This window comes from Desemzia sp. FAM 23989, from assembly GCF_045528345.1.
GTDB lineage: Bacteria > Bacillota > Bacilli > Lactobacillales > Carnobacteriaceae > Desemzia.
On the sequence record NZ_JBGQQT010000001.1, the window covers coordinates 18,680 to 43,665 of the forward strand.

21 protein-coding genes are annotated in these 24,986 nt (G+C 38.1%); all 21 read left to right on the forward strand.

The annotated features are described in order from the left end of the window. Nucleotides 1–124 precede the first annotated feature (124 nt). Nucleotides 125–1,180: a recombinase RecA gene (recA, locus tag ACEN36_RS00080; protein WP_407095695.1), complete on the forward strand. Its 1,056-nt coding sequence runs from the start codon at nucleotides 125–127 to the stop codon at nucleotides 1,178–1,180. A 323-nt stretch (nucleotides 1,181–1,503) separates the two neighbouring features. Next, nucleotides 1,504–3,105, forward strand: a complete 1,602-nt coding sequence (rny, locus tag ACEN36_RS00085; RefSeq protein ID WP_407095784.1) for a ribonuclease Y — start codon at nucleotides 1,504–1,506, stop codon at nucleotides 3,103–3,105. A gap of 286 nt (nucleotides 3,106–3,391) precedes the next feature. Further along, nucleotides 3,392–4,198 carry a TIGR00282 family metallophosphoesterase gene (locus tag ACEN36_RS00090; RefSeq protein WP_407095696.1) on the forward strand — a complete coding sequence of 269 codons (807 nt, stop codon included), beginning with the start codon at nucleotides 3,392–3,394 and terminating at the stop codon, nucleotides 4,196–4,198. A gap of 73 nt (nucleotides 4,199–4,271) precedes the next feature. Continuing rightward, the gene (gene mutS / locus ACEN36_RS00095; RefSeq protein ID WP_407125735.1) at nucleotides 4,272–6,878 is read left to right on the forward strand and encodes a DNA mismatch repair protein MutS; all 2,607 of its coding nucleotides are present in this window, start codon (nucleotides 4,272–4,274) and stop codon (nucleotides 6,876–6,878) included. A gap of 23 nt (nucleotides 6,879–6,901) precedes the next feature. Then, entirely contained in the window at nucleotides 6,902–8,902 is a 2,001-nt protein-coding gene (mutL, locus tag ACEN36_RS00100; RefSeq protein ID WP_407102228.1) for a DNA mismatch repair endonuclease MutL, read from the forward strand. Nucleotides 8,903–8,930: 28 nt separating this feature from the next. Next, nucleotides 8,931–9,347 carry a hypothetical protein gene (locus ACEN36_RS00105; protein ID WP_407095699.1) on the forward strand — a complete coding sequence of 139 codons (417 nt, stop codon included), beginning with the start codon at nucleotides 8,931–8,933 and terminating at the stop codon, nucleotides 9,345–9,347. Between the two features lie 33 nt (nucleotides 9,348–9,380). Beyond that, nucleotides 9,381–9,896 carry a DUF3592 domain-containing protein gene (locus tag ACEN36_RS00110; RefSeq protein ID WP_407102229.1) on the forward strand — a complete coding sequence of 172 codons (516 nt, stop codon included), beginning with the start codon at nucleotides 9,381–9,383 and terminating at the stop codon, nucleotides 9,894–9,896. Nucleotides 9,897–10,007: 111 nt separating this feature from the next. Continuing rightward, entirely contained in the window at nucleotides 10,008–10,445 is a 438-nt protein-coding gene (gene msrB, locus ACEN36_RS00115; protein WP_407095701.1) for a peptide-methionine (R)-S-oxide reductase MsrB, read from the forward strand. Nucleotides 10,446–10,736: 291 nt separating this feature from the next. Continuing rightward, complete coding sequence (gene ruvA, locus ACEN36_RS00120) at nucleotides 10,737–11,348, forward strand: Holliday junction branch migration protein RuvA (RefSeq protein WP_407095702.1); 612 nt, start codon at nucleotides 10,737–10,739, stop codon at nucleotides 11,346–11,348. A 22-nt stretch (nucleotides 11,349–11,370) separates the two neighbouring features. Continuing rightward, a complete protein-coding gene (ruvB, locus tag ACEN36_RS00125) occupies nucleotides 11,371–12,387 on the forward strand; it encodes a Holliday junction branch migration DNA helicase RuvB (RefSeq protein ID WP_407095703.1) in 1,017 nt (338 codons plus the stop codon). A gap of 16 nt (nucleotides 12,388–12,403) precedes the next feature. Further along, nucleotides 12,404–13,435 (forward strand): tRNA preQ1(34) S-adenosylmethionine ribosyltransferase-isomerase QueA, encoded by a 1,032-nt coding sequence (gene queA, locus ACEN36_RS00130; protein ID WP_407095704.1) that lies wholly within the window; start codon nucleotides 12,404–12,406, stop codon nucleotides 13,433–13,435. Nucleotides 13,436–13,944: 509 nt separating this feature from the next. Further along, nucleotides 13,945–14,550, forward strand: coding sequence for a TetR/AcrR family transcriptional regulator (locus ACEN36_RS00135; RefSeq protein WP_407095705.1), 606 nt, complete (start codon nucleotides 13,945–13,947; stop codon nucleotides 14,548–14,550). Nucleotides 14,551–14,585: 35 nt separating this feature from the next. Continuing rightward, the gene (gene tgt, locus ACEN36_RS00140) at nucleotides 14,586–15,731 is read left to right on the forward strand and encodes a tRNA guanosine(34) transglycosylase Tgt (RefSeq protein ID WP_407095706.1); all 1,146 of its coding nucleotides are present in this window, start codon (nucleotides 14,586–14,588) and stop codon (nucleotides 15,729–15,731) included. A gap of 90 nt (nucleotides 15,732–15,821) precedes the next feature. Further along, nucleotides 15,822–16,151, forward strand: coding sequence for a preprotein translocase subunit YajC (yajC, locus tag ACEN36_RS00145; protein WP_407095707.1), 330 nt, complete (start codon nucleotides 15,822–15,824; stop codon nucleotides 16,149–16,151). Between the two features lie 188 nt (nucleotides 16,152–16,339). Then, entirely contained in the window at nucleotides 16,340–16,615 is a 276-nt protein-coding gene (locus tag ACEN36_RS00150; protein WP_407095708.1) for a post-transcriptional regulator, read from the forward strand. 221 nt (nucleotides 16,616–16,836) lie between these two features. After that, on the forward strand, nucleotides 16,837–17,484 hold the full coding sequence (locus ACEN36_RS00155) for a metal-dependent transcriptional regulator (protein ID WP_407095709.1): 648 nt from the start codon (nucleotides 16,837–16,839) through the stop codon (nucleotides 17,482–17,484). A 94-nt stretch (nucleotides 17,485–17,578) separates the two neighbouring features. Next, nucleotides 17,579–18,706 carry a DNA polymerase IV gene (gene dinB / locus ACEN36_RS00160; protein WP_407102230.1) on the forward strand — a complete coding sequence of 376 codons (1,128 nt, stop codon included), beginning with the start codon at nucleotides 17,579–17,581 and terminating at the stop codon, nucleotides 18,704–18,706. Between the two features lie 711 nt (nucleotides 18,707–19,417). Then, entirely contained in the window at nucleotides 19,418–20,101 is a 684-nt protein-coding gene (locus ACEN36_RS00165) for a metal-dependent hydrolase (protein WP_407095711.1), read from the forward strand. Between the two features lie 27 nt (nucleotides 20,102–20,128). After that, nucleotides 20,129–21,469, forward strand: a complete 1,341-nt coding sequence (locus ACEN36_RS00170) for a DRTGG domain-containing protein (protein ID WP_407095712.1) — start codon at nucleotides 20,129–20,131, stop codon at nucleotides 21,467–21,469. 45 nt (nucleotides 21,470–21,514) lie between these two features. After that, nucleotides 21,515–22,471, forward strand: coding sequence for a DHH family phosphoesterase (locus ACEN36_RS00175; protein ID WP_407095713.1), 957 nt, complete (start codon nucleotides 21,515–21,517; stop codon nucleotides 22,469–22,471). Between the two features lie 316 nt (nucleotides 22,472–22,787). Continuing rightward, nucleotides 22,788–24,905 carry a PBP1A family penicillin-binding protein gene (locus tag ACEN36_RS00180; RefSeq protein WP_407125736.1) on the forward strand — a complete coding sequence of 706 codons (2,118 nt, stop codon included), beginning with the start codon at nucleotides 22,788–22,790 and terminating at the stop codon, nucleotides 24,903–24,905. Nucleotides 24,906–24,986 lie beyond the last annotated feature (81 nt).

The following is a 24,986-nucleotide window of genomic DNA, read 5'->3' on the forward strand; positions in this document are numbered from 1 at the left end:
TGTTCGCTTTTTTCTTGCTTTTTAGTTTCCAAACAGTTATGATTAACAATGTATCAAGGAAAGATTGCAGGATAAATTAAAGTTAAACTAAACAATAGATAAATGAATTCAGGGAGGATACAACATGTCAGAAGATCGTAAAAAAGCGTTAGAAGCGGCATTGAAAAAAATTGAAAAGAACTATGGAAAAGGTTCAGTAATGAAAATGGGAGATAAAGTAGATACAAAAATTTCTACTGTTTCTTCTGGTTCATTGACTTTAGACGTAGCTCTTGGTGTAGGCGGATACCCAAGAGGGAGAATCATTGAAGTCTACGGTCCAGAAAGTTCTGGGAAAACGACTGTTGCGTTGCATGCTGTTGCCCAAGCACAAAAAGCCGGTGGAACGGCAGCCTTTATTGATGCAGAAAACGCGTTAGATCCACAATATGCTGCTGCCCTTGGAGTAGATATTGATGAATTATTGCTGTCCCAACCGGACACTGGGGAACAAGGATTAGAAATCGCAGATGCATTGGTTTCCAGTGGAGCTGTAGACATCGTTATTGTGGACTCTGTAGCGGCTTTGGTACCAAGAGCAGAAATCGAAGGCGAAATGGGAGACTCTCACATGGGACTACAAGCTCGATTGATGTCTCAAGCCTTACGTAAATTGTCCGGATCGATCAATAAAACAAAAACAACCGTGATCTTTATTAATCAAATTCGTGAAAAAATTGGAATTATGTTTGGGAACCCTGAAACAACACCAGGTGGAAGAGCTTTGAAATTCTACAGCACTATTCGTTTAGATGTCAGAAGAGCTGAACAAATCAAACAAGGACAAGAAATATTAGGAAATCGTACTCGCATTAAAGTTGTAAAAAACAAAGTTGCACCTCCATTTAAAATCGCTGAAGTTGATATTATGTATGGAAAAGGTATTTCTCAAGTTGGCGAACTGGTGGATTTAGGTGCAGAAAAAGAAATCATCAATAAAGCTGGAGCTTGGTATTCATACGGTGATGAAAGAATCGGACAAGGACGAGAAAATGCAAAACAATTCTTCTTAGATAATCCAGAGTTAAGAGAAGAAGTAGAGCAAAAAGTGCGTGCAGCTTATGGGTTTGGCGAATTTGTCCCACCAGTTGAAAAAGAAGAAAACGACACAAATGAAGAAATCGAATTATTAGAAGATTAATTTATTTGAATTTTTATACAAATAAATGCTCATAAAAGTCCATTGGGATAGTGTAATACTGTTCCATTGGACTTTTTGCATAAAATGAAAACAAGCGGTATAAAAGTTGTTTCGTCTTAGGATTGGAAATAAAAGATAAAATCTTTTAAACGAATGAATAAAAATAGAATAATATAAGTAATTCTTGTATAAGAATTACTGTTTGAATCTTTATTTAAGTTGACATGTCAACTTGCTACAATTAAAATTAAGTTATCTATTAAAAGATAGTTTAAATAGATATAAGTTTTGGCAAAAAATAGGGATTTGCCAATTAAATGAAAATGTTAAAAGACAAATTAAATAATAGATACGGAGGTGTTAATTTGGACTTACTAGATATTGCCTTCGCTATCGTTACTTTAGTTGTCGGTCTGTTTGTTGGGTACATCATCCGCAAAACAACTTATGAAAAAGATTTGGATGATGCTAGAAACACTGCAACTGGAATTTTGGAGAATGCAAACAAAGAAGCAGAAACCATGAAAAAAGAAGCGTTGTTAGAAGCGAAGGATGAAAGCCACAGATATAGAACTGAAATTGAAGTTGAGCTGAAAGAAAGAAGAGCAGAAGTCTCTAGACAAGAAAATCGATTAGTTCAACGAGAAGATAAACTCGATCGTAAAAGTAACGGGTTAGAGAAACGCGAACACGATATTGAAGCGAATGAGGAACGATTAAGTTCGAGACAACAACAAATTAACGATTTAGAGCAAAAGGCCAAAGATTTAATTGTTGAGCAGCAAGAAACGTTAGAACAAGTTGCAGCTCTCTCAAGAGATGATGCAAGAGCAATCATTATGAATGAAACAAAAGAAGAATTGGCGAATGAAACAGCTGTTATGATCAAGCAATCTGAAGATGAAGCTAAAAAAGAGGCAGATCGTAGAGCGAAAAACTTAATTGCTTCAGCTATTCAAAGAAGTGCTGCTGATCAAGTGTCTGAAACGACTGTTTCAGTGGTCACATTGCCAAATGATGACATGAAAGGCCGCATTATCGGGAGAGAAGGCCGTAATATCCGTACGATTGAGTCCTTGACGGGTATGGACCTTATTATTGATGACACTCCTAATGCAGTTGTTCTTAGCGGATTTGATCCGATTAGAAGAGAAATCGCTAAAATGACGTTAGAAAAACTAATTCAAGATGGCAGAATTCACCCAGCTCGTATTGAAGAAATGGTTGAAAAGTCTCGTAAAGAGATGGATGAACGCATTCGTGAAATTGGGGAAAAAGCTACATTTGATATCGGTATTCATTCATTACATCCAGATTTGATCAAAATTATCGGACGTTTACAATTCAGAACCAGCTACGGTCAAAACGTGTTGAATCATTCGTTAGAAGTTGCTAAATTAGCAGGTGTAATGGCTGCCGAATTAGGTGAAGATGTTACATTAGCTAAACGCGCGGGATTACTTCATGATATAGGTAAAGCATTGGACCATGAAGTAGAAGGTTCTCACGTAGAAATCGGTGCTGAAATAGCCCGCAAATACAAAGAAAATGATACTGTAATCAATGCCATCGCCTCTCACCATGGAGATATAGAAGCAACGTCTGTTATTTCTGTCTTAGTAGCTGCTGCAGATGCCCTATCTGCTGCTAGACCGGGTGCAAGAAGCGAATCGCTTGAAAACTACATTCATAGACTTGAAAAATTGGAATCTATTGCGAAAAACTTTGATGGTGTGGAACAAAGCTATGCGATCCAAGCGGGTCGTGAAATCAGAATTATGGTTAAACCGGATAAAATTGATGATTTAACGGCTATTGCTTTAGCAAGAGATGTTCGTAAGCAAATCGAAGAAGAATTAGATTATCCAGGTCATATTAAAATTACGGTTATCCGTGAGACAAGAGCTATTGAATACGCGAAATAAAAGATGAATGCTCAAATAAAGAAGCGCCGGCCTAAAAACCGGCGCTTCTTTATTTGGTTCTACATCATTTGACGTTGGTAAGAGAAAAAAATTTAATTCTAAACCTTTAAAAATTTCTTTATCAACGCTAGAAGATGAAGATCCCTTTATTTTTGGCATGCTTAAAAGAATCGTTATGGGATAACCTTTCTTTTCAAGCAGATTCTTGTTAAAATTAGGGAGATATAGCGAACGTTAACAGTCTATTTTTTTGCTATGCGTGACACTTTAGAGAAGAGGATTTTGAATGAGATTAATTTTTGTAGGAGATGTTGTAGGATCATTAGGAAGAGATATGGTTCATGACTATTTGCCGAAAATAAAAAAAAGCTATAAACCACAAGTCACTATTTTGAATGGTGAAAATGCAGCTGCAGGCCGTGGAATCACGGAAAAAATTTACAAAGGTTTTTTACAAGATGGCGTGGATGTAGTCACTATGGGGAATCATACATGGGACAATCGTGATATTTTTGAATTTATTCACGATGCTAAAAAAATGATTCGACCAGCTAACTTTCCAGAAGGGACGACACCGGGGACGGGAATGACATTTGTTAAAGTAAACAGTCATGAGTTGGCTGTGATCAACTTGCATGGAAGAACGTTTATGAGTGATGTCGATGACCCTTTCAAAAAGGCCGATGAACTGATCAAACAAGCACAAGAACGCACCAATAAAATCTTTGTCGATTTTCATGCGGAAACGACTAGTGAGAAGCAAGCTATGGGTTGGTACTTGGATGGACGAGTTTCAGCTGTTGTGGGAACACACACCCATGTACAAACGAATGATGCTCGTATCCTGCCGGAAGGAACCGCTTATCTGACCGATACAGGAATGACTGGACCATACGATGCTGTATTGGGGATGAAAACGGAACAGGTTCTTCGCCGCTTTACAACACAACTGCCCACAAGATTTGAAGTGCCTAATGAAGGACGGCAAATCCTATCTGCTTGCTACATTGAAATAGATGATGTGACAGGAAAAGCCAAAAAAATCGAACCGATCATGATCAATGAAGATCGTCCTTTTGGATTAGACCGCTAAACATAAATGAAAAATAGGCTTCTTTGCCTAATGGAAAAGAATTAAAATGTAGATAGAATAGGGGAATGATTAAATGCCTCAAAAAACTAAACACACCCCAATGATGGAACAATATTTAGCAATGAAAGCGCAGTATCCAGATGCGTTTCTTTTTTATCGCTTAGGTGATTTTTATGAGATGTTCAATGAAGATGCAATCAAAGCTTCTCAGTTATTGGAAGTAACGCTGACAAGTCGAAATAAAAATGCCGATGATCCTATACCTATGTGTGGAGTTCCCTATCATGCAGCTCAGGGCTATATCGATACTTTGATCGCAAAAGGATACAAAGTTGCTATATGTGAGCAAATGGAAGATCCTAAACAAGCTAAAGGGATGGTCAAGCGTGATGTTGTACAAGTGATCACTCCTGGAACAGCAATGGACCTAAAAAGCCAAGACGGTAAAAGCAACAACTATCTGACTGCTCTACACATAGACGATAATCGTCGCTTTAATTTGGCGTATGTAGATTTAAGCACGGGGGAGCTGAAGGTCACTCAAGTAGACACCAAAGAAGAAGTAGTGAGTGAGTTGATCAGTCTGAAAACGAAAGAAACGGTTTTCGTTGAAGGGCAGTCGATCGAGGCCCAAACAGAGCTGAATACAAAATTAGGGATATTGATTTCCACTCAAAAATGGAGTGAGAAAGAATTTTTATTCGCTGATTTAATGAAGAATGTGGAGTCAGCATCGAAACAAATGGTCTTAAAACTATTGTTGACGTATTTAGGAGAAACGCAAAAAAGAAGTTTAGATCACCTGCAAGTTGCTGAGGAATACGTTCCGGCCCATTTTTTGAAAATGGACCATTATTCAAAACAAAACTTAGAATTAACGACTTCCATTCGTGAAGGACAGAAAAAAGGAACTTTATTGTGGTTGTTGGATGAAACAAAAACCGCTATGGGGGGCAGACTGTTGAAACAATGGATCAATCGGCCGTTGGTCCATAAAGGGAAGATCGAAGCGAGACAAAATATAGTGGAAAATTTATTGAACCACTTTTTTGAACGCAGTGATTTAAATGAAGTGTTGACAAAAGTCTACGACTTGGAACGCCTTGCAGGCAGAATTGCATTTGGAAATGTGAATGGTCGCGATTTGATTCAATTAAAAACGTCGTTAAATCAGATTCCCTTGATCATTGGTCTAATTGAAAGCATGAATCAACAAGAAGAATGGACTCAATTGTTGAACCAATTGGATCCAGTTTCAGAAGTCGTAGAGTTGATAGAGCGCGCGATTCATGATGATCCGCCAATTGCGATTAAAGACGGCGGCGTCATTAAAGACGGTTTCAATGATAAGTTGGATGAATACCGTGACGCAATGAGAAATGGGAAACAGTGGATCGCTAGTATGGAAGCTGAAGAAAGACAGCAAACGGGAATTAAAAACTTGAAGATCGGCTACAACAAAGTATTCGGGTACTATATTGAAGTAACCAGATCTAATCTGGCGAACTTGCCTGAGGGAAGATATGAACGGAAGCAAACTCTTGCTAATGCAGAACGTTTTATTACCCCTGAACTAAAAGAAAAAGAATCGATTATTTTAGAGGCAGAAGAAAAATCTACTGCACTAGAATATGAATTGTTCACAGAAGTTAGAGAAGCAGTAAAAGACTCTATTGAACGTTTACAAAATTTGGCTAAAACAGTAGCAACCATTGATGGGCTGCAAAGTTTTACAGTTGTGAGTGAGAAATACCATTATGTACGACCAGTCATGAGTCAAGGCAGCCAAGAAATCCATTTAGCTGAAGGCAGACATCCGGTAGTGGAAAAAGTATTAGGGCAACAAACCTATGTTCCAAATGATGTTGAGATGGATAAAGATACAGAAGTTATGTTGATCACTGGTCCGAACATGTCAGGGAAAAGCACCTACATGCGTCAATTGGCGTTAACGGTCATTATGGCTCAAATCGGCTGCTTTGTGCCAGCGGATCAAGCTAAGCTGCCGATATTTGATAAGATATTTACGCGTATCGGTGCCGCAGACGATTTAATTTCTGGTCAAAGTACATTTATGGTAGAAATGATGGAAGCCAATCAAGCATTAACGTATGCTACCGAAAATAGTCTGATTTTATTTGACGAAATCGGACGGGGAACAGCTACTTATGATGGAATGGCCTTGGCAGAAGCGATTATTGAATACATTCATGAGAATGTTCGTGCTAAGACGTTATTTTCTACTCATTACCATGAGCTAACAGCTTTAGAAAACGAACTGCCTCGTTTGAAAAATAGTCACGTTGGAGCCGTTGAGGAAGAGGGAGAATTGGTTTTCTTGCATAAAATGCTCCCAGGACCATCAGACAAAAGTTATGGGATCCAAGTAGCCAAGCTTGCTGGATTACCTCACGAATTACTGAAAAAGGCTTCCAAGATATTGATTAAATTAGAGCAGCAAAAACCTATCGTCCAGGAAGTTGTTGAGGTTGAAGACAAAGTAGAAGAAGAAAAATTCCTTGCAGCAGAATCTTCAGAAGAACAATTGTCTCTGTTTAGTTTCGAAGATCCAGCAGAAAAAGAGGTGATTCAGGCATTGAAAAAACTGAACTTGCTCACACTTACTCCTTTAGAGGCGATAAATGAATTAAATGAGTTGCAGCAACGATTACAAGACTAGGAAATGTGAAGGAGATGGTATGAGTGGCTAAAATTGAAGAACTTTCAGAAATGCTCGCCAACCAGATTGCTGCTGGTGAAGTGATCGAGCGCCCTGCATCTGTTGTCAAAGAATTAGTAGAAAATGCCATCGATGCGCATAGTACTCAGATCGATATTCGAATCGAAGAAGCAGGTTTGAGAAAAATCGAAGTGATCGATAATGGAGATGGAATCCCTGCTTCGGAAGTTGAAAAAGCCTTTAAGCGCCATGCTACTAGTAAAATTCATTCTCGAGATGATTTATTTCGGATACGTACTTTGGGCTTTAGAGGAGAAGCTTTACCTAGTATTGCTTCAGTCTCCGAAGTCACATTAGAAACCTCAACGGGTGGTGAAAAAGGTACTTATATGTATTTAAAAGGCGGGAAAGTACTTGAAGAGCGCTCTAGTGATGCACGCAAAGGATCAAAAATAACCGTTGAAAATCTTTTTTTCAATACGCCAGCACGTTTAAAATACGTTAAGACGTTGCAAACGGAATTGGCGAATATTGGAGACATTCTTAACCGCTTAGCTATGAGTCACCCAAACATTGCGTTTCGTCTAGTACATGACGGGAATCAAATGTTGCGGACAGTTGGGAATGGAGATTTGAGACAAACTCTTGCGGGGATATACGGCGTGCAGATAGCTAAAAAAATGCGTTCAATCGAAAATGAGAACTTAGATTTTAAGATAAGCGGGTATGTTTCTTTGCCAGAAGTCACAAGAGCTAGTCGGAATTATTTGTCGATTATTATCAATGGGCGTTACATCAAGAACTATTTGTTGAATAAAGCGATCGTCCAAGGATATGGTTCAAAATTGATGGTGGGCCGTTTTCCGATTGCGGCGATTGAAATCGAGATGGATCCCTTATTGGTAGATGTGAATGTACACCCGACAAAACAAGAGGTCCGCATCAGCAATGAAAAAGAATTGATGGAGCTGCTGGCAGAAGCCATTCGGGAAGCCCTCAGCAAAGAACAGCTTATTCCAGATGCTTTAGAGAATTTAGGATTCAAAAATAAAGTTAAAAGAACCATGGATAAGCCGGAACAAATTCAAATGGAATTCAATGAAGATGAACCTGATCAAACAATGCATAAAGAGAATTGGCAAGTTTCTCCAGATATTTCTACTAAAGGGAACACAGAATTTTCTTCCCCTGTTAAGGCTGAATCTATTTACGCTGATAAGGAAAGTGCGCGATCTGAAACAAATGAAGACCCATTTTACCTTAATGAACAGGAAAACGAGAAGGAATCTGCTGATGAAGTAAAAGGTTCTCAAATGGAAGAAAAAGTGTCTTTTAGTGAATCCTTAGATACGCTAAGCGATTTAGCTGAGCTGCACCAAGGATCGCATGTAAAGGCAGCCGAAAAAATGATGGCAGAAGAAGTGGAAAACAAACAACTTCCTAGGTTAGAATACATTGGCCAAATGCATGGGACATATTTATTTGCTCAAAATGAAAAAGGGCTGTATATTCTGGATCAGCATGCTGCACAAGAACGGATTAAATATGAATATTTCCGCACGAAAATCGGAGAGGTCAGTTCTGATTTGCAAGAATTGCTGGTGCCGATCATGCTGGATTATCCCAATAGCGATGCGATAAAGATACAAGAGAGCAAAGAGTCATTAGAAGAAGTTGGCATATATCTTGAGCCATTTGGCCAAAACAGTTTCTTGTTGCGCAGACATCCAGTATGGTTTACACCTGGTGAAGAAGAAAAAATAGTGCGAGAAATGATCGATCTTCTCCTAGAACATGGGTCAATTTCTGTAGCCAAATTTAGAGAAGCAACAGCTATCATGATGAGCTGTAAACAATCGATTAAAGCGAACCATTATTTGAATGCCCATGAAGCAAGAAATTTATTAGCCGATTTAGCAAAAACAGAAAATCCTTATAATTGTCCGCATGGAAGACCTGTGATCATTCATTTTGGCAATAAGGACATGGAAAAAATGTTTAAACGGATTCAAGACCCTCATTAAATAAGGGGGTAGAGGAGATAGATAAGTTATGGCTAAATTTATATACACATTAAAAATAAAAGTCAGTCGTTTTATGCAAGATCGGTATGGAGTAGATGAATATTCAAAATTTTTAATCGTAACTAGTTTGATTTTTATCTTACTAGCCAATGTGACTAATCTATCCTTCTTTTCTATTTTAGGATTGGGATTCATTGTGTACTCTTATGTAAGGATATTGTCAAAAAATACTTCCAAACGCTGGCAAGAAAATAAGAACTACTTAACTATAAAACGGACGGTCAACAAACAATTCCAGTTGTTCAAAAATCGTTGGAGTCAGAGAAAACACTATCGCTTTTACAATTGTCCTTCCTGCAAACAAAAAATACGTGTTCCAAAAGGAAAGAACAAGATCCGTATTACTTGTCCCAATTGTAAAACACAATTCGTCAAAAAAACCTAAACAAGTAAAGCACTATTTTATGGGAGAGATTAAATGGAACTAAATGGAGCTGCTTTGATGCTGACCTTATTCTGTGGTTTAGCAATTATTCTTATCGTAATTGGTGTCTTGATCAAAATCAGTACCACCAAAAAATTAGATCGTTGCACAACGAAAACGATTGGTGAAGTGACGGGTTTCAATTCAAGAGGAAATGGAGTTTGGCTGCCTGTCGTTCAATATGAAGTAAATGGGAAGAACTACAAAGGAAAGCTGATTTACCGTGCAGTTTTTCAGAAAAAAAGCCTAGCCTATAAAGATGCAGAAGTGACGAGTGGTAAATTTGATCAATCGCTGCATATCAAACGGAACAGCGCTTTTTCTACGAATCCTATGCAAGAATTATTTCCTATTGGATCCTCACTAGATGTTTATTACAACAAAGAAAAACCGAAAGAAAACTTTGTACAGAGACGACCGAAAAGTCTCATATCTGCCATTTTTATTGGGTTAGGGATAGGCTACATTATTTTAGGAATCATATTGTTTATGATATTTGGAAATCAGTAAGGGCCCGAATCATCAAACTAATTCAGTCAATTGAAATCCAAACGGAAATGCGGTAGACTATTAGTAAGCAATCGAACAAACTTAAAGTGAAATAAGGATGGAGTGAAAAGTATGGCAAAATATTCAAAAGAAGAATTGAAACAACGATTAACTCCGGAACAATTTGAAGTCACCCAAAACGAAGGAACTGAGCGTCCTTTTACAGGAGAATACGATGATTTTTATGAAGAAGGTATCTATGTCGATATCGTTAGTGGAGAACCGCTATTTTCATCAAATGATAAATACGATGCGGGTTGCGGTTGGCCTTCATTTACTAAACCAATCGAAAGCAAAGAAGTCATCGAAAATATGGACACTCGATATGGGATGAGAAGAATTGAAGTACGCAGTAAAGAAGCTGATTCTCACCTAGGACATGTTTTTCCAGATGGACCGATGGAAGCTGGCGGTTTACGCTATTGCGTCAATTCAGCTGCCTTACGTTTTGTGCCAGTTGGAAAATTAGATGAAGAAGGTTATTCAGAATACCATAAGCTGTTCGCCTAAGCAAAACGGTCATTAAAGAGAAAGCTGTCTCATAGCGAGGCAGCTTTTTCTTTGGTTTTTTGGTTCTACAACATTTGACGTTGGTGAGTAGAAAATACACTTCTTTTTTATTCTAAATCTATTAGAAACTCAGTTCTCGAATGTTCATTACCAACGTTAGAAGATGAAGAGCCTTTTTTTCTACGAGAGCTAAACGACTTTTTACGCTCTCTGGTTCTTTGTAGGGTTGTGTGATAAAATGGAGGGAACAAGTGTGCTGTTTGCATGAAAAAGGAATAGGGGAATTGTGTGATGTATGAGTACATAAAAGGTACGTTGACTTATGTGAGTCCTGCCTATGTAGTGGTGGAAAATCAAGGAATCGGTTATCAGATCTATGCAGCGAATCCGTATCGATTTTCTACTCAGATGAACGAAGAAGTAACGGTTTATCTTCACCAAGCTGTTAGGGAAGATGATATAACATTGTATGGATTCAAGAATTTAAATGAAAAAAAATTGTATTTGAAATTATTGAATGTTTCAGGGATCGGTCCAAAAAGTGGCTTAGCTATTTTAGCAAACGAAGACCACGCTGGATTGATTCATGCGATAGAAAACAATGATGCCAATTATTTAACGAATTTCCCAGGAGTCGGTAAGAAAACTGCCTCGCAAATCGTATTAGATTTAAAAGGCAAATTAGGCGATCTGGATATCGAATGGGCTGACATACAAGGAACTGCTTTATCTCTGGGAGAAGAGAACGAAAATGTTCATATACAAGAAGCACTTGAAGCTTTGAAAGTTTTGGGTTATTCTGCTCGAGAAGTGAAAAAAGTTGCTGGCGAATTAGAAAAAATAGAGCGAGATTCGACAGATGCTTATTTACGAGAAGGTTTAAAATTATTGATGAAAAAATAAGTCGGAAAAGAGGTGAGTGCATATGGCTTATGATGAGCGTATTATTTCTGGAGATGTTGAGGGTGATCAAGAAGAAATAGTGGAGAAATCTTTGCGTCCTCAATACTTAAGTCAATATATTGGGCAAAACAAAGTGAAAAAAGAACTATCCATTTATATTGAAGCAGCAAAACTAAGACAAGAAGCATTAGACCACGTACTGTTGTATGGACCGCCTGGACTTGGGAAGACAACTATGGCAATGGTTATTGCGAATGAATTAGGTGTTAACGTTCGTACAACTAGTGGACCAGCCATTGAAAAATCAGGTGATTTAGTAGCGTTATTAAACGATTTAGAAGCAGGAGATGTATTATTCATTGATGAAATACACCGCTTGCCAAAAATAGTAGAAGAAGTCCTATATTCAGCTATGGAAGACTACTTCATTGATATTATTGTTGGTGAAGGACCAAACGCACACCCTGTACATTTCCCGTTGCCTCCATTTACCTTAGTAGGAGCAACGACGCGTGCTGGACAACTTTCAGCTCCGTTACGAGACCGTTTTGGTATTGTATCGCATATGGAATATTACACAGTGGAAGACTTAACTGATATTGTCTTGCGTTCGGCAGATATTTTTCAAACCAGTATTGTTCAAAGCGGAGCGATAGAAATCGCCAGACGTTCAAGAGGAACACCTCGTGTAGCCAATCGATTGCTGAAACGGGTACGGGATTACGCTCAAGTAGAGTCTGACGGAGTAGTTACGGAAAGTACAGCAAATTCTGCTTTAAGAATGCTGCAAGTTGACGACAAAGGATTAGATACTGTTGACCAGAAGCTGCTGAGAATAATGATTGAAAGCTATAATGGAGGGCCAGTTGGTTTATCAACCATTGCTGCAAATATCAGTGAAGAAATCGAGACCATTGAAGATATGGTAGAGCCGTTCTTATTGCAAAACAGCTTGATTCAACGGACTCCGCGCGGTAGAATAGTTACTGCTTTAGGATATGAACATTTAGGCTATCCTATGCCCAGTATAGATAAATAGATTAGGAGAAATGGCAATGTTGACAACAGAAGATTTTGATTTTGAACTACCTGAAGAACTGATCGCACAAACTCCATTGGCTGATCGTTCGAGCTCAAAATTGTTAGTGCTAAATAAAGAGACAGGAGAAGTGAAAGACACTCATTTCACTTCTATTTTAGACGAGTTAAATCCAGGAGATGCGTTGGTTATGAACGATACTCGCGTATTACCAGCTCGTTTGTATGGAGTTAAACCAGAAACTGGGGGTCACGTTGAAGTATTGTTATTGAAAAATAACGAAGGTGATAACTGGGAAACGCTAATTAAACCAGCTAAAAGAGCTAAAACGGGCACAATGATCCAATTTGGAGACGGACGTCTAAAAGCGGTGGTCAAAGAAGAGTTGGAACATGGTGGTCGAATCGTTGAATTTACTTATGATGGTATTTTTCTAGAAGTGTTGGAATCATTAGGAGAAATGCCTCTGCCTCCATATATCAAAGAAAAATTAGAAGACAAAGAACGTTACCAAACAGTATATGCGAAAGAAAATGGTTCGGCTGCAGCACCAACAGCGGGCTTGCATTTCACACCAGAACTCTTAGAGCAAATTAAAGAAAAGGGTGTAGAATTAGTCTTCTTGACACTGCATGTTGGGCTGGGAACATTTAGACCAGTAAGTGTGGACAACATCGAAGAACACAAAATGCATTCTGAATTTTACAATTTCACTCAAGAAGCTGCAGACCAATTAAATCAAGTGCGTGAGAATGGCGGGAAAATTGTGGCCGTTGGAACAACTTCTATTCGTACCTTGGAGACTATTGGAACGAAATTTGATGGTGAACTAAGAGCCGACAGTGGCTGGACGGATATCTTTATTGCTCCAGGATATACATTTAAAATAGTTGAAGCTTTCTCAACAAATTTTCATTTACCAAAATCAACCCTAGTGATGTTGGTAAGTGCATTTGCTGGGAGAGAGAATGTATTAGCTGCCTATGAGCATGCGGTACAAGAAAAATACCGTTTTTTCAGTTTTGGAGATGCGATGTTCGTTAAATAAAGATACAAAAATAGAAGTTGGCTATGAAACGCCAACTTCTATTGGTTTGCAGAGGAATTAGGAAGATAGGTTAATTTGAATTGAGTTTTAAAAATCTTGGTTAAACTTTGATTCGGTTTATCTAAAAGATTTTTGGTTCATAAATTTTTCGTTGTTAAGTTGTTGCATACGTTTCGTGATTCTGTATTTCTTAACTAAGCTTGAAAGATCGATCTGTAGTACGGTAAATCTTAAAGCATTGTTCAAAAAGAATGTTCCAAAAGCTGTTAATTTAAACATAGAAACCTATCTTCCATGTTGCATTCCTCTTCCCACTTATAGAATAGCACAATTAGGAAGCGGTTACTAATTTAATGCTCGTATTTATTAACTTTTTTTGACAAAAATTAAAGTGAATAAGAAATGAAAAACAGAAATGTGCTTTAGTTAAAAAACAAAGTATGATAGTATATACCATTGGGTCAGCAATTTAGTGATGATAAAGCTGATTAGATTTGGAGGCTCATTAATTGAAAGACTTACATCCCTTGGATATCAAGCAATTAACAAAAACTCAACAAAAAATTGTTGACGCTGCGTTAGATTTGATATCACATATCGGTTATAAAAGTACCACAACAAAAAAAATCGCAGATCAAGCTGGAGTTAATGAAACAACGATTTTTAAAAATTTCAAGACAAAGCAAATATTGATTGATACTGCATATAAACAACACACTACTCAAATTACAGATGAAGTAGATGAGTTTTTTAGTCATCAATTTGAGAATACGGAAGACTTAATGCGAAAAGCTGGTCGCTTTATTGCTGAAATGTACCATCGTCACCGTACAATTGTTATTGGAACGGTTAAAGAAGTAGGCAATGAAAATATGAAGTCTATTTCAAATTATAAGGAAGATTACGTCAACAATTCTTTGTGTGAAAAATTAAAATCTTTTTCAATGGAACATAGAATCAGCGAACAAGAATATGAAACGATTGTGTACATTTTCAGTGGAGCTATTTTGAGCTGGCTGATTGATAATGTACGTAGAGAATACATGGAAGACACAGAAGAGAGTAGAGTTGACTTGGAAGATATTATCGAAATGATGGTAAAAATGCTTAAATAGTCGACAGGATATAATGAGAAAGTAGGAACTGTAAAATGTCAGAACCAGCAATTAAATACCGTTTAATCAAAACAGATAAACGTACTGGAGCACGTTTGGGAGAAATCATTACTCCTCATGGAACGTTTCCAACACCCATGTTTATGCCTGTGGGGACATTAGCCACGGTAAAAAGTATAGCTCCAGAAGAACTGGATGAGATGGGTGCATCCATTATACTTAGCAATACGTATCATTTATGGCTGCGTCCGGGAGAAGACATTGTCGAAGAAGCGGGCGGCCTACACAAGTTTATGAATTGGGACAAAGGAATTCTAACGGATTCTGGCGGCTTCCAAGTCTTTTCTTTAGCGGACATGCGGAGAATTGAAGAAGAAGGTGTTCATTTTAGAAATCATTTAAATGGTTCAAAAATGTTCTTGTCTCCCGAAAAAGCCATCAATATCCAAAATAAACTCGGACCAGATATTATGATGAGTTTTGATGAATGTCCACCATTTGATGAAAGCTACGATTACGTTAAGAAGTCTGTAGAACGTACATCGAGATGGGCAGAACGAGGCTTAAAGGCTCATGCTAATCCGGATAGACAGGGTTTGTTCGGAATTATCCAAGGAGCCGGTTTCAAAGAATTGAGAGAACAAAGTGCGCGCGATTTAGTTTCAATGGACTTTCCAGGATACTCAATTGGAGGATTGTCTGTTGGAGAACCTAAATCAGAAATGAATCGTGTGTTAGAGTTTACGACACCATTGATTCCAGAAAATAAACCACGCTATTTAATGGGAGTGGGTACTCCTGACTCTTTCTTCGATGGCGTTATTCGTGGAGTAGACATGTTTGATTGTGTATTGCCGACTCGAATTGCTCGTAACGGAACGTGTATGACCCACAAAGGCCGTGTAGTGATAAAAAATGCGAAGTATGAACGAGATTTTGGGCCTTTGGATGATCAATGCAATTGCTATACTTGCCGCAATTATTCACGAGCTTATATTCGTCATTTATTTAAATCTGACGAAACATTTGGTTTGCGTCTGACAAGCTACCATAACTTATATTTCTTATTAGAAGTGATGCGAAATATTCGCCAAGCTATTCTTGATGACAACCTTTTAGAATATCGCGAAGCGTTTATGGAAGAGTATGGATACAACAAACCCAATGCAAAAAACTTTTAAAAATGTGTAGTATTGAACTCTTATTTTTGGTACAGTTATGAGTGAGAAATAAATTAAAATCTATTTTATCAATTTTTAGGAGTGAAACAAATGGAATTTATTTTTAGTTTGCTTCCTTTTGCGTTAATCATGGTATTGATGTATTTTATGATGATTCGCCCACAAAAAAAAGCACAACAACAGACAAAAAGTATGTTGGATTCTTTGAAAAAAGGAGACACAGTTGTCACTATCGGCGGTTTGCATGGAATGATCGATGAAGTTAGAGAAGCGGATAAGACAGTCGTTATCGATTGTGAAGGTATTTTCTTAACTTTTGAAAGACGTGCTATCGCACGCGTAGTCACATCTGCACCTGCTGATGCAGTTGATATGTTGGGAGATAACACTCCTACAAATACAGATTCAAACGACATGTAAGAAAATAGTTTCAGAGAAACAGCTGAAACAGTATTGTTGGGGAAAGGTATAGTGCCTTTCCTTTTCTTGTCTTACTAACTCTATTTTGTTTGCTATTATAGATTGATTTTAAACCAAAAAAAAGTAAAATAAAGGTAAGTATAGAGATAAGAACCGAATCGTGCTTAGAAAAGAGGTGTAGAATTCTAATGGTCGCTCTCGAATTAAGTTTTTCTCAATATGAGCCGTGGATCAACCTAAAAGCAAAAGAGTTCAATCGTTTAGGTTATTCAGAAATCAATGCAGAGGATATCTGGAATTATTTGGTGAAATTTTGCTGGAAAAGAAAGCAACCCGTACATTACTATGCACGTGTGAAACAAATAATGTCCATTGAGCCCAATCATTACTTAGATTTTGCATCTCTGGAAGCACAAGTAAAAGTTTCTTCTTTGGATGAAATGGATTTAAATGCATTTTTCTAGATCAAAAGCGCTTAGAAAATGGATAAGACATCCTGGATTTTTATGGGTTGTTTAAGAAGAGTGTGAGTTGCTGTAGGCAAGTCATACGTAATGATAAAGGTCGGATCACTCAGGATCGGACCTTTTATCGTACTCGAAAATAAAATCTCTTTAGGTTCGCAACGGATCTTTATCAAACAAAGAAGCAACAGCAGACTTTATAAGGTTAAAGGTGATAAATGATGACTCCCAATAAAGAAGACTATTTGAAAATTATTTTCGAACTAGGCGGGACCGAACATAAAGTAACAAACAAACAAATTATGAACAGTCTTCAAGTTTCCGCACCCAGTGTGAGTGAAATGATGACAAAACTATTAAAAGAAGACTACATTGTTCATATTCCTTATAAAGGGGTGCAATTAACCGAAAAAGGCGAGCGAAAAGCCAGTGTTTTGGTACGTAAACATCGCTTATGGGAAGTCTTTTTAGTGGAAAAGTTAGCATTTCCTTGGAATGAAGTGCATGAAGAAGCAGAAGTGTTGGAACATGTAACCTCTAGAGAATTGGCCGATAAATTAGAAAAATTTCTAGACTATCCTAAAACGTGTCCTCATGGTGGAGTAATCCCATCAAATAGTGGACAATTCTCTGAAAAAAATAATTTGAGTTTGGTTCATTTTGGAAAATTAACAGATATTCGGATCAAGCGAGTGTTGGATGACAAAGAATTATTGGATTACCTTTCTTCTTTAGATATTAAAGTAGGACAAATCTATACTGTAAAAGAATACGGTATTTATGAAGGACCTATTATTCTAGGATACAACAATGAGGAAAAACAAATCAGTTACAAAGCAGCTTCGAATATTTATATTGAAGAAATTTAAGATTGGATCCACACACTCTTTTCTTTGAGAAAGAGTGTTTTTTGCCAGTCTTGTGAAGAATCCGGTATACTAAAAAGAGGAGGAGTTGAGAAGGTTGGACATAGGTATTCTGCATTTTGACGAACCAAAAAGAGATACTTCTAGAAAAATCATTCATGTGGACATGGACGCCTTCTATGCTTCGGTAGAGATGCGTGAAAATCCAAGTCTAAAAGACAAGCCCGTTATTATAGCTCGGCATCCGAAAGAAACAGGAGGAAAAGGCGTTGTCGCAACGGCTAATTATGAAGCTCGTAAGTATGGGGTTCATTCTGCGATGAGTTCACAAAAAGCTTATGAGCTTTGTCCAGAAGGGGTTTTTATTCCGGGTAATTTTGAGTTGTACCGGGAAGTATCTGCACAAGTACGAGAGATTTTTAAGCGTTACACAGACCTGATCGAACCTCTTTCATTAGATGAGGCCTACTTAGACGTGACTAAAAATAAAATAGATATGAAAAGTGCTACGATTATTGCCAAACGAATACAGCGTGAAGTATGGGATGAAGTTCAATTAACTTGCTCCGCTGGAGTTTCGTACAATAAATTTATTGCAAAACTCGCTTCAGATTACCAAAAGCCTTCTGGAATAACCGTTATTCCTCCTGATGATGCTTTAGTATTTCTGCGTGACTTACCGATTGAAAAATTTTATGGAGTCGGCAAAAAAACAGTGGAACGAATGCATGAATTAGAGGTTTACACAGGTGAAGATCTCTATCAAATGGATCAAATGACTTTGATCCATCATTTTGGCAGAATGGGATTTTCGCTCTATCGAAAAGTACGCGGAATTGATGATGGTCCAGTACGAGTGAGTCGTGAGCGTAAATCAATCGGCAAAGAAAACACCTATAATCAAGTGCTGCAGACAGATAACGAAGTCATAGCCGAGCTGAGGCATTTGTCTAATAGAGTCTATCAGACCCTTGTTAAACATCAAAGGCATGGCAAGACAGTTGTACTTAAAATTCGATATGCGGATTTTGAGACCATTACAAAAAGAATGACATTACCAGATTATTTAACCAACGAAAGCGATATTTTCTTTTACGCCCAAAATATGTGGTATGAAATTGGTCAGATCGAGAAAGAAGTTCGTTTATTAGGGGTTACTGTTACAAATCTGGATCCGATCTCTTTTGAAAATATCATCCTCCCATTATGGGAACAAAATGATTGAGCCAGATTGACTCACTTGTTTAAATAGGTTAGAAAAAAGAACTGCTTTTTTGAAGCGGGTCTTTTTTTGTTGAGCAGCTTCCTAAGTATTCCCTTTTTATACAAGAGAATCTTGACCCATGTCATACGCATGAAAAATTTAAATAAAAAATAAGATTCTGAATCCTATCGGCTCTGGTATGCTAAAAGAAAAATGCAGAGGCGGGCGACATGAACGAGATTTTCCATCTGCTGAGTGAAGTGGAAGACTTCGGTCTTCATTATGAAAAAGACCCGCTTTCTTTGAACTTCCCGAAATACTTAGACGACACGCTTTTTTAGGCTGTGACTCGTTTGAGACCCGTGATATTTCTGGAGGAATAGGGGTTGCTTGTAGCCATGTAAAAAATGAAATGTGAATTACGGAGCGTTGGCACTTCAGCGCTTACGATTCCGTTTGAAGCTTGAAAGTCTGGAGACTACAGGCTCCAGACGGTCCCATGGCTTTCCACAAGCAAACCCGTCCATTCCGGAGGAAATTTCATCCCATAGAGCCGCCCCTACTTATTAAGAGAGCGTTTTAAAAAGAAGACCTTAATTTTTGAGAGAAAGTACTTTTCATGCGCATGACGCGATCTTCACCTTGCATTCCTAGTTTTTACGGTTCTTGGGTGGTATAATAAAAAAGAATGATACAGTTAAAGAATGTGTACTAATAAAGGAGAGGTAAGCAATGAAATTATCATGGCATGGACAATCTTGTATAAAAATTGTGACTGATTCAGAGCACCATATTCTTATTGATCCATTTATAACTGGGAATGACAAAAGCGACTTAAATGCAGATACTGTTGAGGCTGACGTGATTATTCTGACTCATGCACATGATGACCATATAGGAGACACTGAACCCATTGCCAAAAGGACAGGAGCTTTAATCATCGCAAACGTTGAAATTGCTGCTTATTTTGCTGCTAAAGGATTCGATACGCACGGTATGCAAATGGGTGGCAAACATGTATTTGAATTTGGGGAAATCAAGATGACGCCTGCTATTCATGGTTCTTCATATGAAATAGATGGGATGCCCTTCACATTAGGTTTAGCTGCTGGGATTTTATTTACGGCTGATGATCATACGATTTATCATGCAGGAGATACAGCACTGTTCAGTGATATGAAATTAATTGGCGCGTATAAATCCATTGATATTGCTTTACTGCCAATTGGGGATAATTACACTATGGGACCGGAAGACGCTAAAGTAGCAGCAAATTTTGTGAATGCAGATAAAGTCGTTCCAATTCATTACAATACTTTTCCACTGATTGAACAAGATGGCAAAGCTTTTTGTGAGAGCTTGCCAGGCGATCAGGGAATGCATTTGGAAATCGGAGAAATAGTTGAATTAATATAAGTTAACTTAGATGAGTAGGGGTATGGAATGGCAACGAAACACGATCAAATTTTAAATCATATTGAAAATCTACCTGTAGGAGCAAAAATTTCTGTCCGCTCTATCGCTAAAAACTTAAGCGTTAGTGAAGGAACTGCTTACAGAGCAATTAAGGATGCAGAAATTTCAGGGATGGTTTCGACGATCCAGCGAGTAGGTACCATTCGGATTGAAAGAAAAACAGCTGACAGCATTGAAATATTGACTTTCGGAGAGACCGTGAATATTATTGAAGGCTCTGTTTTAGGTGGAGAAGAAGGGTTGGATAATCCTTTGCGGAAATTTATCATTGGGGCCATGGAAGAAGAGGCTATGATCCGGTATATTACACCAGGGTCATTAATGATTGTTGGAAACCGGGAAAATGCGCAACGACTTGCGTTAGAAAATGGCGCCGCAGTATTGATCACTGGGGGATTCAAGGCTTCTCCAGAAGTTATCATGCTGGCTAATAAGACTAATCTGCCGATTATCGGAACGAGTTACGATTCTTTTACCGTAGCGACTATGATCAATCGAGCAATGGCAGATCAACTGATCAAAAAAGAAGTCATGTTGATTGAAGATATTTACATTTCTTTACCAGAAACGATTTATTTATCAATTGATGATACGATCAAAGAATACCGAAATTTAAATGAGCAAAGTCAGCATTCACGTTTTCCAGTGGTAAATAAAAATATGCGGGTAGTTGGAATTGTGACAGCTAAAGATGTGATCGGAAAAGCTGATTCTGTCAAAGTCGAACGGGTAATGACGAGAAACCCAGCTTCCGTGAAAACTCATATGAGTGTAGCCAGTGTGGCACATTTGATGATTTGGGATGAATTGGAAGTCATGCCGGTAGTAAAGGATGATTTGACCTTGATCGGTATCATTTCCAGACAAGATGTCATGAAAGCAATGCAGACCACACAACGGCAACCTCAAATGGGTGTGACGATTTCGGATCAAATTGTAGAACAAGTAGAAAAAATAGCAGATTCGGAAAATACCCCACCTGCATTGGTAGAGGAATTGCCGAAATATTCCTTTACAGTGACTCCACAAATGACGGATCCAGTTGGAAATTTATCTATCGGGGTATTAAGCGAGACAATCACTTATGTAGCTACAATGAGTCTAGAAAATATTAAGAAAAGAAATGCCGTAATTGAACAATTCAATCTATTTTCGATAAAAATGATTCAAATGGGCAGTGAACTGATTATTAAGCCAAAAATATTTGAAGTAGGAAGACGTTCTTCTAAACTAGATATTGAAGTCTATCACGAAAATATTCTGGTAGCTAAAGCTGTAGCTGTCTGTCAAATGATGCAACGTGCTTAATAAGAAAGCAAGTCTATTAACTTAAATAGACAAAGGAGAGTTAGGATGATTGAATCGCATTACACACAAATTTTAGATACGATAGAAGAGTACCACACTATTATTATTCACCGTCACATGAGGCCAGATCCAGATGCGATCGGATCTCAAGCGGGTTTGGCAGAGATGCTGAAAGCCTCTTTTCCTGAAAAAAGAATTCTGAAAGCAGGAGAGTCTGTTGGCGATTTAAACTTTTTAGCTGAAATGGATGAAGTAACGGATGCAGACTATAAAGGAGCTTTGGTGATTGTAACAGATACAGCAAACACACCTCGCATCAGTGATAAAAGGTATAATTTGGGGGACAAATTGATCAAAATAGATCATCATCCCAATGATGAACCTTATGGCGATATTGTTTTAGTCAATATTGATGCCAGCAGCTGCAGTGAGATTATTGCTGATTTCTATGTGCAGCAAAAAGATCGGCTGAAGCTGTCTGATGAAGCAGCTAGATTGCTTTATGCCGGTATCATTGGAGATACTGGACGTTTTCTTTACCCAGCAACGACCTCACAAACGATGCGTATTGCGGCTGAACTGATGGAATACGATTTTATCCCAAATGAGATCAGCAATCACTTGAATACGATGTCTAGAAAAGTCGCTCATTTATCTGGATATGTATTGCAAAATTTAGAAATCAGTCCTTCTGGAGTAGGAAAAGTAGTGTTAACGTCTGAATTGATGAATCAATTTGGTGTGACAGATACGGAAACTGCTAAAATTGTTTCGTTGCCAGGAACGATTGATGATGTGTTGGTATGGGGAATATTTGTAGAACAGCCAGAAGGCTATTTCAGATGCCGTTTGCGATCAAAAGGGCCAATTATCAATGAAGTCGCCAAGCAACATCATGGCGGCGGACATCCATTAGCCAGTGGCGCTAATGCCAAAGATCTGGAAGAAATCAATGAAATTATAACGGCCTTCGAAAGCTTAGCCAACGATTGGCCCAAATAAAGCTAGCTAAAAAGATCGGAATTTATTCCGGTCTTTTTTGTTGCTCACAATAAATTGTTCATTTCTTTATATTTTTGCCATAATTTAGTCAATTTAATAGGGTACAATAGAAATAAGTCATACAGCCATGGTATAGGTGCTGCTAAAGCAAGAGCTGAGAGAGCAATTGTAACCACCAGACTGCAGGAGAAGAGATGTCACCATGTTTTTAGGCAGACATCCTACTTGAGTAGGATGTTTTTTTGAGGGATGTTTGGTAAACTATCATAGACTTTTAGAAAATAAGCTCCTAAATGACGGATATAAAAATTAAGGAATGAATGAGATGAAAGAAAAACAAAAAATTTATTTACATCAATTTTGGAAATGGCTGTTGCCATATCTGTTAATAGTTAAAAATCATGTAGTACGATTTTGGAGAAGATTCCACGTGGGAAAAATTCTTGTTTTAGCAGGATTAATTGCGGCTCTATTTGCAACAATCTCTTTGTATATTTATGCTAAAGCAGAAGATGTTGAGGACCTGAAAGCTGGTATTGAAGAAGTCACTAAAGTATACGATATTGAAAGCGAAGAGGCCGGAACGTTGTATTCTCAACGGGGGACATTCGTCTCACTGGATAATATGGCACCTGAATTGATCGATGCAGTTATCGCTACTGAAGACAATCGGTTCTATAAGCATAAAGGATTCGATGTCATCGGAATTGCTCGTGCGGCTGTCCAGTACGTGATCAACGGTGGTCAAATCAGCGGGGGAGGGAGCACCATCACCCAACAGTTGGCTAAAAACAGCTTTTTAACGTTGGATCAGACCTTGACTAGAAAATTAAAAGAATTATTTTTATCTATTGAAGTTGAAAAAGAATACAGCAAAGATGAAATTTTAGAGATGTATTTTAATAAGTCTTATTTCGGGAACGGCGTTTGGGGCGTAGAAGATGCTTCGCAAAAATATTTTGGGAAATCAGCTTCTGAACTCGATCTTTCAGAATCGGCTACTTTAGTAGGGATGCTGAAAAGCCCGTCTTCGTATAATCCAATCGACAGCATGGAAAATGCTGTTGGCCGTCGTGATATTGTGTTGAGCTTGATGGTGAACAACGAGGCTATTTCGCAAGAAACGGCAAGTGCAGTTCAGCAAGAAAGTTTGGCTTTAGTAGACAATTACCAAGAGTCAAATGGTTATAGATATCCGTATTACTTTGATGCGATCATTCGTGAAGCAGAGTTGACTTACGGGTTTTCAGAAGAAGAAATCCTAAGCGGCGGATACAAAATCTATACTTCTTTAGATCAATCCTATCAGCAGGAAATGGATCAAGTGTATCAAAATGATTCTTTCTTTGATGACGCAGATGATGGTACTTTGCTGCAAAGTGCTTCTATCATGTTGGATTCAAAAACGGGCGGTGTGCTAGCCGTTGTAGGCGGACGTGGAGAGCATATCTTCAGAGGTTACAACCGTGCAATACAAGCTGCACTGCAACCAGGATCGGTGTTGAAACCCTTATCCATTTATACTCCAGCTTTGGAAAGAAATTATGAAATAGATTCTATGCTTCCAGATGAAGAAGGGCTGACTTTTGGAGAAGACAATTACTCTGTTTCAAACTGGAACCATCAATACCTTGGAGAAGTTCCATTGTACGAAGCATTGGCGGATAGTTTAAATGTGCCGGCAGTTTGGTTGTTGAATGATATTGGATTAAATACAGGGATAAAAAGTTTATCTAAATTTGGTATCGAAGTAGGGAAAAAGGACAAAAATTTATCTTCCGTAGCACTAGGAGGTATGTCCACTGGCGTTTCTCCAATAGACATTGCGAGTGCATACACCGCTTTAGCAAATGGTGGGATTCGAAGTGAAGGGTACTTCATTACAAAAATAGTCGATTCTACAGGAGCTGTGGTTGTAGACAATACGACACCTGAACAGAATAAAGCTACTTCCCCAGAAATAGCTGAAGAAATGACCAGTCTGTTGATGGGTGTATTTACCAGCGGTACTGGAAAAAGCAATAAACCAGCAGGCTATACGATTGCAGGAAAAACAGGTAGTACTCAGCTAACATTTGGTGACAATACAGATGGTACGAAAGATCAATGGACAGTCGGGTATACTCCTGATATTGTGTTGACTACATGGATGGGATTCGATAGTACGGACGAAGACCATTATATGACAACCAGCAGTGCAACAGGTGTTGGACCATTGTTTAAAGCACAAATGGAAGAAATTTTACCAGAAACGCCATTGACGGCTTTTGAAACAAAAAGTGCAGAAGCCATTCTGGCTGAAAAAGAACCTCAAGAGAATTGGACCGATAACCTGCAAGATTCGGTTGATTATTGGAAAGAAAAAGTCAATGATGGAGTTTCTGAACTTAAAGACAAGACAGCTAACTGGCTGGATGGTTTGCTGGGCAATTGAGTTTTCAGTGAAACATTAACGTTTTATGTGAATTAACCTGTATGGATAGTGAAATAATCCTTGTAGTGTTATAGTTATTGA

Excerpts from the sequence above, each read along its gene's own strand:
- recA (WP_407095695.1), top strand. The coding sequence starts at position 125 with ATGTCAGAAGATCGTAAAAAAGCGTTAGAAGCGGCATTGAAAAAAATT.
- rny (WP_407095784.1), top strand. The coding sequence starts at position 1,504 with ATGTTAAAAGACAAATTAAATAATAGATACGGAGGTGTTAATTTGGAC.
- ACEN36_RS00090 (WP_407095696.1), top strand. The coding sequence starts at position 3,392 with ATGAGATTAATTTTTGTAGGAGATGTTGTAGGATCATTAGGAAGAGAT.
- mutS (WP_407125735.1), top strand. The coding sequence starts at position 4,272 with ATGCCTCAAAAAACTAAACACACCCCAATGATGGAACAATATTTAGCA.
- ACEN36_RS00105 (WP_407095699.1), top strand. The coding sequence starts at position 8,931 with ATGGCTAAATTTATATACACATTAAAAATAAAAGTCAGTCGTTTTATG.
- ACEN36_RS00110 (WP_407102229.1), top strand. The coding sequence starts at position 9,381 with ATGGAACTAAATGGAGCTGCTTTGATGCTGACCTTATTCTGTGGTTTA.
- msrB (WP_407095701.1), top strand. The coding sequence starts at position 10,008 with ATGGCAAAATATTCAAAAGAAGAATTGAAACAACGATTAACTCCGGAA.
- ruvA (WP_407095702.1), top strand. The coding sequence starts at position 10,737 with ATGTATGAGTACATAAAAGGTACGTTGACTTATGTGAGTCCTGCCTAT.
- ruvB (WP_407095703.1), top strand. The coding sequence starts at position 11,371 with ATGGCTTATGATGAGCGTATTATTTCTGGAGATGTTGAGGGTGATCAA.
- queA (WP_407095704.1), top strand. The coding sequence starts at position 12,404 with ATGTTGACAACAGAAGATTTTGATTTTGAACTACCTGAAGAACTGATC.
- tgt (WP_407095706.1), top strand. The coding sequence starts at position 14,586 with ATGTCAGAACCAGCAATTAAATACCGTTTAATCAAAACAGATAAACGT.
- yajC (WP_407095707.1), top strand. The coding sequence starts at position 15,822 with ATGGAATTTATTTTTAGTTTGCTTCCTTTTGCGTTAATCATGGTATTG.
- ACEN36_RS00150 (WP_407095708.1), top strand. The coding sequence starts at position 16,340 with ATGGTCGCTCTCGAATTAAGTTTTTCTCAATATGAGCCGTGGATCAAC.
- ACEN36_RS00155 (WP_407095709.1), top strand. The coding sequence starts at position 16,837 with ATGACTCCCAATAAAGAAGACTATTTGAAAATTATTTTCGAACTAGGC.
- ACEN36_RS00165 (WP_407095711.1), top strand. The coding sequence starts at position 19,418 with ATGAAATTATCATGGCATGGACAATCTTGTATAAAAATTGTGACTGAT.
- ACEN36_RS00170 (WP_407095712.1), top strand. The coding sequence starts at position 20,129 with ATGGCAACGAAACACGATCAAATTTTAAATCATATTGAAAATCTACCT.
- ACEN36_RS00175 (WP_407095713.1), top strand. The coding sequence starts at position 21,515 with ATGATTGAATCGCATTACACACAAATTTTAGATACGATAGAAGAGTAC.
- ACEN36_RS00180 (WP_407125736.1), top strand. The coding sequence starts at position 22,788 with ATGAATGAGATGAAAGAAAAACAAAAAATTTATTTACATCAATTTTGG.